We start from the raw sequence: 9,092 nt of genomic DNA, 5'->3' as shown, positions 1-9,092 counted from the left end.
CGATTCCTGTATCGGGAGGAGAAGCCACCGTTGCAGATAAGATTACTGTGCAGCAGACTGTCTTAACAGGCGCTGCTACTTATACGCTAGCTAATACGAAAGATGCCTACGTAGATGCTTTGCTTGGCGTTCGATCAATCAATGTTACCGCTACACTTTTTGGCGACCTTGTTGGTACATCTGAGAAGGAATCTATTTCCAAAACGACCTCCACAATTGATCCGATTATTGGTGCTAAGGGGCGCTACCGTATTGCAGACTCTAGTTGGTACATTCCTGCCTACGCTGATATTGGTAGCGGTGGTGGCACTACTAACCTAACATGGCAAGTAATGGCTGGCGTAGGTAAATCATTTGGTAGCTTGGTTGATGCTTCGCTAACGTATCGTGCGCTCTATTACGATATGAAAGCTGGTGGTGTTTTGCAAAAGACTACTATGCAAGGTCCTCAAGTTGCCATCACCTTTAAATTCTAATTGCCTCTAAAGATGCCTTATGAATCATTGCTCTAAAATTTTAGCCACTCTATTGCTAGTACTTTCTTGTGCAACTCCTGTGCTAGGTCAAGCTACACAAACGGGCAAATCTTCTGCTGTATCGGTGCCTGGCGGTGATGTGGATAAGGTCGGCATTGCCAAAAAATTGGCTAACCCAATCGCCAATATGATTTCAGTTCCTCTCCAGTATCAGTTCAGTCGAGGTGTTGGAAAAAATCAAGGTGGTTCAGAGCAAACTTTGCTGTTTCAACCAGTCATGCCATTTAATTTGGGTGGTGGCGATACTTTTATCGTTCGACCGATCGTAGCAGGTGTGAGAGAGACTAGTGTTCAAAATGCAGCGGGCCAATCATTTTCAGGTTATGGTATTGCAAGTGTTACGCTCGAATCCTTTTATGCGCCCAACACTAACTCCTCGTGGATCTGGGGTATTGGTCCTTATGCCCAATCACCTTCCGGCAATAGCGGCAAATTTGGATCTCAACAAACCGGCGCTGGTGTGACTGCAGTTGTTCTCAATCGTGCTGGGCCTTGGACTTATGGTGCATTGGGTTATCAATCTTGGAGTGTTGGCGGTAATCCAAGCTTTGGCACCCAAAACAATCTTTATGGCCAGCCTTTTATAGCCTATACGACTAAGACAGCCTGGACTATCACTGCCAATATGGAAGCGCAATATAACTATGATGCACGCCGTACCTCGAATCCCTTATATGCAGGGGTATCCAAGCTCATGGTGTTTGATGGAGTGCCATTTCAGTTTGGTGCTGGCCCAATGTATTACGTCAGCAACACGCCTGGTGGCCCATCTGGTTGGGGTGCTCGTGCTACTGCCACTCTCGTCATTCTGAAGTAATTTCCACTTAAATTAGGAATTCAATATGAAATTTGCACCAAAATTACTGGCCACATTATTGATAGCTCACTGTGCTCTTGTCTTTGCTAAAGGCAATGCCGACACTATTTTTTATGGTGGCCCAATTGTTACTGTGAACGCTAAGAACGATGAGGTTCAAGCTCTTGCGGTTCAGAACGGCAAGATTGTTGCAGTGGGCTCTAAAGATGCTGTTGCTAAAGAATGGCAGTCAAGCAGCACTAAGGTCGTTGATCTTCAAGGTCAGACTTTAATGCCAGGCTTTGTTGAGCCGCACGTGCATATTATGGTGACATCAGTTTTTGAAGGTCTGGGCTTGAATCTCAGTAATTTCACGTTGCCGTATGACACCAAGGAGACTTTGATTGCAAAAATGAAGGCTCATCTAAAAACGATTCCACAAGGTGGTTGGTTATTTGGGTTCGGTGTAGATCCATCACGTACAACACCATTTATGGCAGAGTTAACTGCGGATGATTTGGATCAGGTTTCCAAAGATGTGCCAATCTTTATCGTCAATCAATCTGGTCATATTGGCTATGTAAACCATAAGGCTATTGAGTTAGCCGGCATTTCCAATAAAACTCCAAATCCTCAGGGTGGTGGCATCTATGTCAAAGATGCTAAAGGTAATCTCACTGGAAAATTAGTGGAGCCACCTTCCTATTTACCATTTATGTCGAAGATGCCCACCCCTTCTGAAGCTGAATTATTTGGTGCTATTCAGGGGACTATGAAGAAAATGGCTTCGACAGGGGTGACAACAGCCTCTGATATGAGTGTTGGCGGTAATTTTGGTGTGGATAAAGAGGTTGCAATTTACAAAGCTATCTTTGCAAAAAAGCAATCACCAATCAGGGTGCGTGGTTACTTGTTCAGTGAAACTTTGCCGGCTGGCTATAACGCCATTAAGCCAAATGATGGGGATGATCAGCTACGCTTTATCGGTATTAAATACATTACGGACGGCTCAACCCAAGGTTTAACTGCAGCACTGAAAGAGCCCTATAGCTATCCAAAGAACTCCAAATGGAGCGGTGCTTTGAACTTTAAAGATGCCGATATTTATACCTCGATGAAGTCGTATTTTGATCAAGGTTGGCAAATTTCTTCTCACTCTAATGGTGATAAAGCTATCGACCAGGCGCTCAATACCTACTCGAAGCTTTTAGCAGGCAATCCAAAGCCTCAAGATCGTCGTTTGCGTATTGAACATTTCACTGTGAATAATGAATCTCATGTTAAAAAAGCCGTTCAGTTGGGTGTAATACCAAGCTTCACTATTGGTCATGTAGATTATTGGGGTGCTGCGTTCAATGATCACATTATTGGGTCTGAGCGTGCAAAGCGTATTGACCCGGCTGGAGACTTTAAGCGCTTAGGTGGAAAATTTACACTCCACAGCGACTCCCCAGTTTCCAATGTTGGCCCATTGAACTACATCAGCGAAGAGGTGACTCGCTTGTGGCAGTTGCCGCCTCAAAAAGTCCTAGGACCCGATCAAGCAGTTTCAGTGGATGATGCAATTCGTGCCATTACCATTGATGCGGCTTATCAAGTATTTGCAGACAACATTGTAGGTAGCCTCGAAGTAGGTAAACAGGCTGACCTGGTTATCCTAGAAAAGAACCCACGCAAAACACCTCCTGCAGAAATCCGCAACATCAAAGTTAAAGAAACTTGGATTGACGGTAAGAAGGTTAGTTTATGACCATGCCGTACTAACTTAAGTGCACTTAGATTGCCAATCGCACATAAAAATGCCAACCCTTGGGTTGGTTTTTTTTAGATTACTACTTAGGTCATGCGCTGTCTTATCAAATGCTACCTGCCATGAATTATCCAATGATTATCTGGCATTAGTCCTCATTCCCGATCAGGGCGCCATATTTTTTTAGTGTAAATAACATGATCTAGACTCTCGGTATTCTGAATTGGAATATTACATATGAGATTCATATACTTCTCAGAGGCAAGTTCTTTGTACATGATGACTCTAATGAAAAATTTCTTGTTCTTATGGAGTGGTTATGAAAATCTGTGTAATCGGTGGGGGTGGTGCAATTGGTGGCTACTTGGCTGTGATGCTAGCAAGGGCCGGGAATGACGTTACGGTGCTAGCTCGTGGGGCAACTTTAGAGGCGATTCAAAAAAACGGCTTGAACTTAATTTTGGAGAACCATGAGGCGCCACTTCATGCCACTGTAAAAGCGGTTGGAAAGCTTTCTGAGGTGGAGACTCCAGATATTGTTATGTTGACCGTTAAAGCCCATCAGGTTGAGCCTATCGTAGATGATCTTGCTGGAATAATGGGGCCAGATACCGTTTTAATTCCAATGCAGAATGGAATTCCTTGGTGGTATTTTCAGCGCCTGAATGGCAGCTTTGAAGAGCATGCCGTGGCAACCGTTGATCCCGGTGGCGTGATTATGAGAAAGATTAATCCAGCCAACATCATGGGATGCGTAGTTTATCCGGCGACCTTTACGCAATCTCCTGGCGTCATTCAGCATGTTGAGGGAAATCGCTTTCCGATTGGCGAGTTGGATGGATCGATTTCTGAAAGGGCGCAGAGAATCTCTGAAATGATGACCCTTGCTGGATTTAAGTCACCCATATTAGATGACATTCGTGCCGAGATTTGGTTAAAACTTTGGGGCAATATGACCTTTAACCCTATTAGCGCTCTAACTCATGAGCATTTGGAGGGTATTTGTCAATTTCCGCTCACCAAAGATCTGGCTCGCAATATGATGACCGAGGCTCAAGCTATTGCTGAAAAACTGGGCGTGGTATTTAGAGTTGATATTGAACGACGTATTGCTGGCGCGGAAAAAGTTGGGAAGCACAAAACATCGATGCTGCAAGATCTAGAGGCTGGGCATAACTTGGAGATTGACGCATTGCTGGGGTCAGTCATTGAGCTGGGTCAAATCACTCAAACGCCAACCCCTTGTTTAAGTACGGTCTTTGCTTTAACTAAGCTACTAAATTCTAGAGTTCAGTCATCCCACGGGCATCTAGCCTTACCTATGGCAGCTTGAGCCCTACCTTCCGAAGTCATGTAGTACCTATGCTGTATCTTTACCCGCCCTTGATGGGCGGGTTTTTTACTCCGACTTTCCAGCTGGGATTCCCTTCCACCACTCACCTTTAAATTGAGTCTGAAGCCAGTCAATACATTGGCTCACTTTGGTAGGAACGTGTTTTGGCGAAGAAAATACCGCATGAATTTCTTGGGTCGGCAACGACCATTCTTCCATAACGGGCTTCAGAACTTTATCTTTGACAGATTGGTGCGCCACATACCAAGGCAGCACCGCCAAACCCATGTCGGTTCTTGCGGCCGATAGGATGGATGAGAGGTTATTTGAGGTGAATGGGCCACTCACTTCAACCACTTCATTTTTATTATTTCCATTGGTAAAGCTCCAGCGATGATCGCCTTGAACCGTGGTGTAAATTAGTGCTCGATGTTTATGAATATCCCCCGGATTTTTCGGTGCTGGATTTTTTTTCAGATAACTAGGGCTGGCAACCAAAACCCACGGATTCTCCCCAAGTAGGCGCGACCCAAGGGAGGAGTCAGGTAAACGACGCATTCGGATTGCGAGATCTACTCCTTGCTCAATCAGGTTGATGTAGCGATCGTCCATATTGAGGTTCACTTCAAGCTCTGGATGGTGCGACATGAACTTCAGAATAGACGGCATCAGCACGCGCCTTCCAAAGGCAACTGAAGAGCTGATGGTTAACTTTCCTCGAACCTTGGACTGCAATAGTGAGGCTAAGTCATCAGCCTCCTCAATCTCGCGCGCAATTAACTTACATTTTTCATAGTAGAGCTTACCAATTTCTGTGGGCGTTACTCCGCGAGTGCTGCGGTGAAGTAGGAGTACGCCTAGGCGTTTCTCCATACTGGCAACAAACTTAGTGGCTGTTGGTTGAGTGATTCCCAAATCTTCAGCCGCTTTACTAAAAGAGCCTGTCTCAACGACTCTAATAAAAAGAGAAATTCCTTGTACGCGATCCATGAATAGATTCTTTAGCTAACAAAAGGACTTTTTACACTATTCCATGGAGGAATACTAGATATAGATTTGGTGAGGTTCTCAAAGCATTCAAATTTGTTGATGATTCAGTCATAACAAAACTAGGAGACAAACCATGGCAAAGATGAAAGCGGCAATGGCAGCAGTGTTGGTAATGGAGAAGGAGGGCGTAACCCAAGCTTTCGGCGTGCCAGGTGCGGCAATTAATCCTTTGTATGCGCAAATGAAAGAGCGTCAATCAATTGCACATGTGTTAGCCAGGCACGTAGAGGGTGCTTCGCATATGGCTGAGGGCTATACCAGAGCAGCCCCTGGAAATATCGGCGTTTGTATCGGAACTTCAGGCCCCGGAGGTACCGACATGATTACCGGCTTGTATTCTGCGCAGGCTGACAGTATTCCAATTCTTTGCATTACTGGCCAAGCACCACGTGCAAAGTTACACAAGGAAGATTTTCAGGCAGTCGATATTGCTGCTATTGCCAAGCCGCTGACGAAGATGGCTGTGACTGTTTTGGAGCCAGCATTAGTTCCCAGAGTATTTCAACAGGCCTTTCACTTGATGCGATCAGGACGTCCAGGCCCGGTATTAATTGACTTACCTATTGATGTGCAGATGGCAGAAATCGAATTTGATATCGATACTTATGAGTCATTACCAGCATATAAGCCACAAGCTACTCGTAAGCAAATTGAAAAAGCGCTAGAAATACTAAATGAGTCTGAGAATCCACTCATTGTTTCTGGTGGAGGCGTAATTAATGCCGATGCTTCAGATTTGTTAGTGCAATTTGCGGAGTTGACTGGTATTCCGGTCATCCCAACTTTGATGGGGTGGGGCAGTATTCCTGATAATCACCCTTTGATGGCCGGTATGGTTGGTCTACAGACATCTCATCGTTATGGCAATGCAACGATGCTGGCAAGTGACTTCGTATTGGGTATTGGTAATCGCTGGGCTAATCGCCACACTGGCTCTACTGAGGTGTACTGTAAGGGTCGAAAATTTATACACGTAGACATTGAACCAACACAGATCGGTAGAATTTTTACACCAGACTATGGAATCGTCTCAGATGCCAAGGCTGCATTGCAGTTATTTATTGAGGTGGCTACGGAAATGAAAAAGGCTGGCAAGCTGAAAGATCGTGGTCAATGGGCTACTGAATGCCTATCTAGAAAAAATTCAATTGCGCATCAGCGCAAGACAAATTTTACAGAATCTCCAATGAAGCCTCAGCGCGTTTACCAAGAGATGGTCAAAGCATTTGGTGAGGATGTAACGTATGTCAGTACGATTGGTTTATCGCAAATTGCTGGCGCACAATTCTTAAAAGTCTTTAAGCCTCGCCATTGGATTAATTGCGGGCAAGCTGGCCCATTGGGTTGGACTGTGCCAGCGGCACTGGGTGTGAGAGCTGCTGATCCAAGTAGAAAAATTGTTGCTTTATCTGGAGATTATGATTTTCAATTCATGATCGAAGAGTTGGCAGTTGGTGCGCAATTTAAATTGCCATTCATTCAGGTGCTGGTCAACAACAGTTATTTGGGTTTGATTCGTCAAGCGCAACGTGGATTTGATATGGACTACTGCGTTCAGCTAGCTTTTGATAACGTCAATACTCCTGAGAGTGATGGCATTGTGAAGGGTTATGGCGTTGATCACATCAAAGTGGTGGAGGGCTTAGGCTGTAAGGCCATTCGGGTTGAGCGAGAGGAGCAATTAGCACCAGCGATTGCTCAGGCCGAAGCCTGGATTGCAGAGTTTAAAGTGCCTGTCGTGGTGGAAGTGATCCTAGAGCGCGTTACAAATATCGCCATGGGTACAGAAATTGACAACATCAATGAGTTTGAGCCTTTAGCCAATTCCATTGAGGATGCTCCTGTCGCTGTATTGCAGTCTTAATTTTTTCAAGTTGTCATTAAAGGAATCTAATGCCCCGTTTTGCCGCCAACCTCACCAAAGGAATCTAATGCCCCGTTTTGCCGCCAACCTCACCATGCTGTTCAACGAAGCACCGTTCTTGGAGCGCTTTGCGCTGGCTAAGACAGGTGGCTTTAAAGCTGTCGAATTTCTCTTTCCTTATGCATTTGATGTGCAAGACATTAAATCTGCTTTAGATAACAACGCCTTAAAGCTGGTTTTACATAACCTGCCAGCAGGCGATTGGGATGCTGGAGAGCGCGGAATCGCCTGTCTACCCGATCGGGTTGCTGAGTTTCGTGCTGGCGTTGCCAAAGCGATTGAATACGCCACTATTTTGGGTGTGCCCCAGCTCAATTGCCTAGCCGGTAAAGTGCCTGCAGGCGTTAACCCCCAGTTACTTCACGATACCTTTGTCGCCAATTTGCAGTACGCTGCTAGCGAACTCAAAAAAGCGGGACTAAAGCTCTTGATTGAACCGGTCAATACCTTTGATATCCCAGGCTTTTATTTATCCAAGACCGAGCAGGGCATTGCCATTTTGGATGCAGTTGGCGCCGATAACGCTTTTTTGCAATACGACATTTACCATGCTCAGCGTATGGAGGGTGAACTGGCCAACACGATCCAAAAGTACTTGAGCCGCATTGCCCACATCCAGTTGGCAGACAATCCCGGTCGCAATGAACCCGGTACTGGTGAAATCCACTACAACTATCTCTTTGGCTTACTAGATCGCCTTGGATACGCTGGCTATATCGGTTGTGAATACAAACCCCTTAAATCTACCGAAGCTGGCCTGGGGTGGATGGGTCAATACGAACAAGAATAAACAAGGAAGACACCATGAGTAAGTTAAAACTAGGATTTGTTGGTCTGGGCATTATGGGCGCTCCTATGGCGGGCCATTTAGTAGCTGCTGGCCATGAGGTATATATCAACACCCGTAGCAAGGTTCCGCAAGAGCTGGCCAATAGCGCCGCAATCCCATGTGCTAGCCCCGCAGAAGTCGCTAGCAAGGCGGACATCATTATCACTATGGTGCCTGACACCCCCGATGTAGAAAAAGTCCTCTTTGGTGAAAATGGCATCGCTCTAGGCTTGAGCAAGGGCAAGATCGTGGTCGATATGAGTTCTATCTCACCAATCGCTACGAAAGAGTTTGCGCAAAAAATCAATGCGCTCGGTTGTGAGTATCTCGATGCCCCCGTCTCAGGAGGTCAGCTTGGTGCTAAAGGCGCCACGCTCACCATCATGGTAGGCGGCAGCGAAGCGACTTTTGCAAAGGTAAAGCCTGTATTTGAATTAATGGGTAAGAACATTACGCTAGTTGGCGCTAATGGCGCTGGTCAAATTACCAAAGTAGCCAATCAGATTATTGTGGCCTTAAACATTGAAGCGGTTGCTGAGGCCCTGGTGTTTGCCGCTAAAGCTGGCGCTGATCCTGCCAAAGTACGTGAAGCACTCATGGGCGGTTTTGCCAGCTCAAAGATACTAGAAGTGCATGGTGAGCGCATGATTAAGCGCACCTTTGATCCGGGCTTTCGAATCGAATTACACCAAAAAGATCTAAACCTCGCTCTTAGTAGCGCCAAAGCATTAGGGGTCTCATTGCCCAATACGGCAACCGCTCAAGAGCTCTTGAACTCCTGTAGCGCTCACGGTGGCAAAGCCTGGGATCACTCCGCCATGGTGAGGGCGCTTGAAAAGATGGCGAACTTTGAAATTGGGCAGAAGGGTTAAGG

7 protein-coding genes and 1 pseudogene are annotated in these 9,092 nt (G+C 45.9%); 7 read left to right on the top strand and 1 reads right to left on the bottom strand.

Annotation, left to right across the window (positions count from 1 at the left end; translation table 11 throughout):
• From B7Y67_RS08535 to B7Y67_RS08520, 4 genes and pseudogenes are all read left to right on the top strand, one after another.
• Positions 1–476 (top strand): annotated as a pseudogene (locus tag B7Y67_RS08535) (hypothetical protein); the annotation flags it as partial.
• Between the two features lie 19 nt (positions 477–495).
• Complete coding sequence (locus B7Y67_RS08530) at positions 496–1,353, top strand: hypothetical protein (RefSeq protein ID WP_293598279.1); 858 nt, start codon at positions 496–498, stop codon at positions 1,351–1,353.
• 25 nt (positions 1,354–1,378) lie between these two features.
• Entirely contained in the window at positions 1,379–3,082 is a 1,704-nt protein-coding gene (locus B7Y67_RS08525; RefSeq protein ID WP_293598278.1) for an amidohydrolase, read from the top strand.
• Between the two features lie 319 nt (positions 3,083–3,401).
• Positions 3,402–4,415: a 2-dehydropantoate 2-reductase gene (locus tag B7Y67_RS08520; RefSeq protein WP_293598277.1), complete on the top strand. Its 1,014-nt coding sequence runs from the start codon at positions 3,402–3,404 to the stop codon at positions 4,413–4,415.
• Positions 4,416–4,481: 66 nt separating this feature from the next.
• Here B7Y67_RS08520 and B7Y67_RS08515 read toward each other — a convergent pair whose 3' ends face one another.
• Positions 4,482–5,405, bottom strand: a complete 924-nt coding sequence (locus B7Y67_RS08515) for a LysR family transcriptional regulator (protein ID WP_293598276.1) — start codon at positions 5,403–5,405, stop codon at positions 4,482–4,484.
• Positions 5,406–5,538: 133 nt separating this feature from the next.
• On the opposite strand from B7Y67_RS08515, the gene gcl reads away from it, so the two are divergent.
• From gcl to B7Y67_RS08500, 3 genes are all read left to right on the top strand, one after another.
• On the top strand, positions 5,539–7,329 hold the full coding sequence (gene gcl / locus B7Y67_RS08510) for a glyoxylate carboligase (RefSeq protein ID WP_293598275.1): 1,791 nt from the start codon (positions 5,539–5,541) through the stop codon (positions 7,327–7,329).
• Between the two features lie 67 nt (positions 7,330–7,396).
• Positions 7,397–8,179 carry a hydroxypyruvate isomerase gene (gene hyi, locus B7Y67_RS08505; protein ID WP_293598274.1) on the top strand — a complete coding sequence of 261 codons (783 nt, stop codon included), beginning with the start codon at positions 7,397–7,399 and terminating at the stop codon, positions 8,177–8,179.
• Positions 8,180–8,193: 14 nt separating this feature from the next.
• Complete coding sequence (locus tag B7Y67_RS08500; protein WP_293598273.1) at positions 8,194–9,090, top strand: 2-hydroxy-3-oxopropionate reductase; 897 nt, start codon at positions 8,194–8,196, stop codon at positions 9,088–9,090.
• Positions 9,091–9,092 lie beyond the last annotated feature (2 nt).

The sequence above is a fragment of the Polynucleobacter sp. 35-46-11 genome (assembly GCF_002281105.1).
This window is presented reverse-complemented; position numbering and strand designations above follow the sequence as displayed.

Bases quoted from the DNA above. Each gene is read 5' to 3' on its own strand.
- B7Y67_RS08530 (WP_293598279.1), top strand. From the start codon at position 496: ATGAATCATTGCTCTAAAATTTTAGCCACTCTATTGCTAGTACTTTCT.
- B7Y67_RS08525 (WP_293598278.1), top strand. From the start codon at position 1,379: ATGAAATTTGCACCAAAATTACTGGCCACATTATTGATAGCTCACTGT.
- B7Y67_RS08520 (WP_293598277.1), top strand. From the start codon at position 3,402: ATGAAAATCTGTGTAATCGGTGGGGGTGGTGCAATTGGTGGCTACTTG.
- B7Y67_RS08515 (WP_293598276.1), bottom strand. From the start codon at position 5,405: ATGGATCGCGTACAAGGAATTTCTCTTTTTATTAGAGTCGTTGAGACA.
- gcl (WP_293598275.1), top strand. From the start codon at position 5,539: ATGGCAAAGATGAAAGCGGCAATGGCAGCAGTGTTGGTAATGGAGAAG.
- hyi (WP_293598274.1), top strand. From the start codon at position 7,397: ATGCCCCGTTTTGCCGCCAACCTCACCATGCTGTTCAACGAAGCACCG.
- B7Y67_RS08500 (WP_293598273.1), top strand. From the start codon at position 8,194: ATGAGTAAGTTAAAACTAGGATTTGTTGGTCTGGGCATTATGGGCGCT.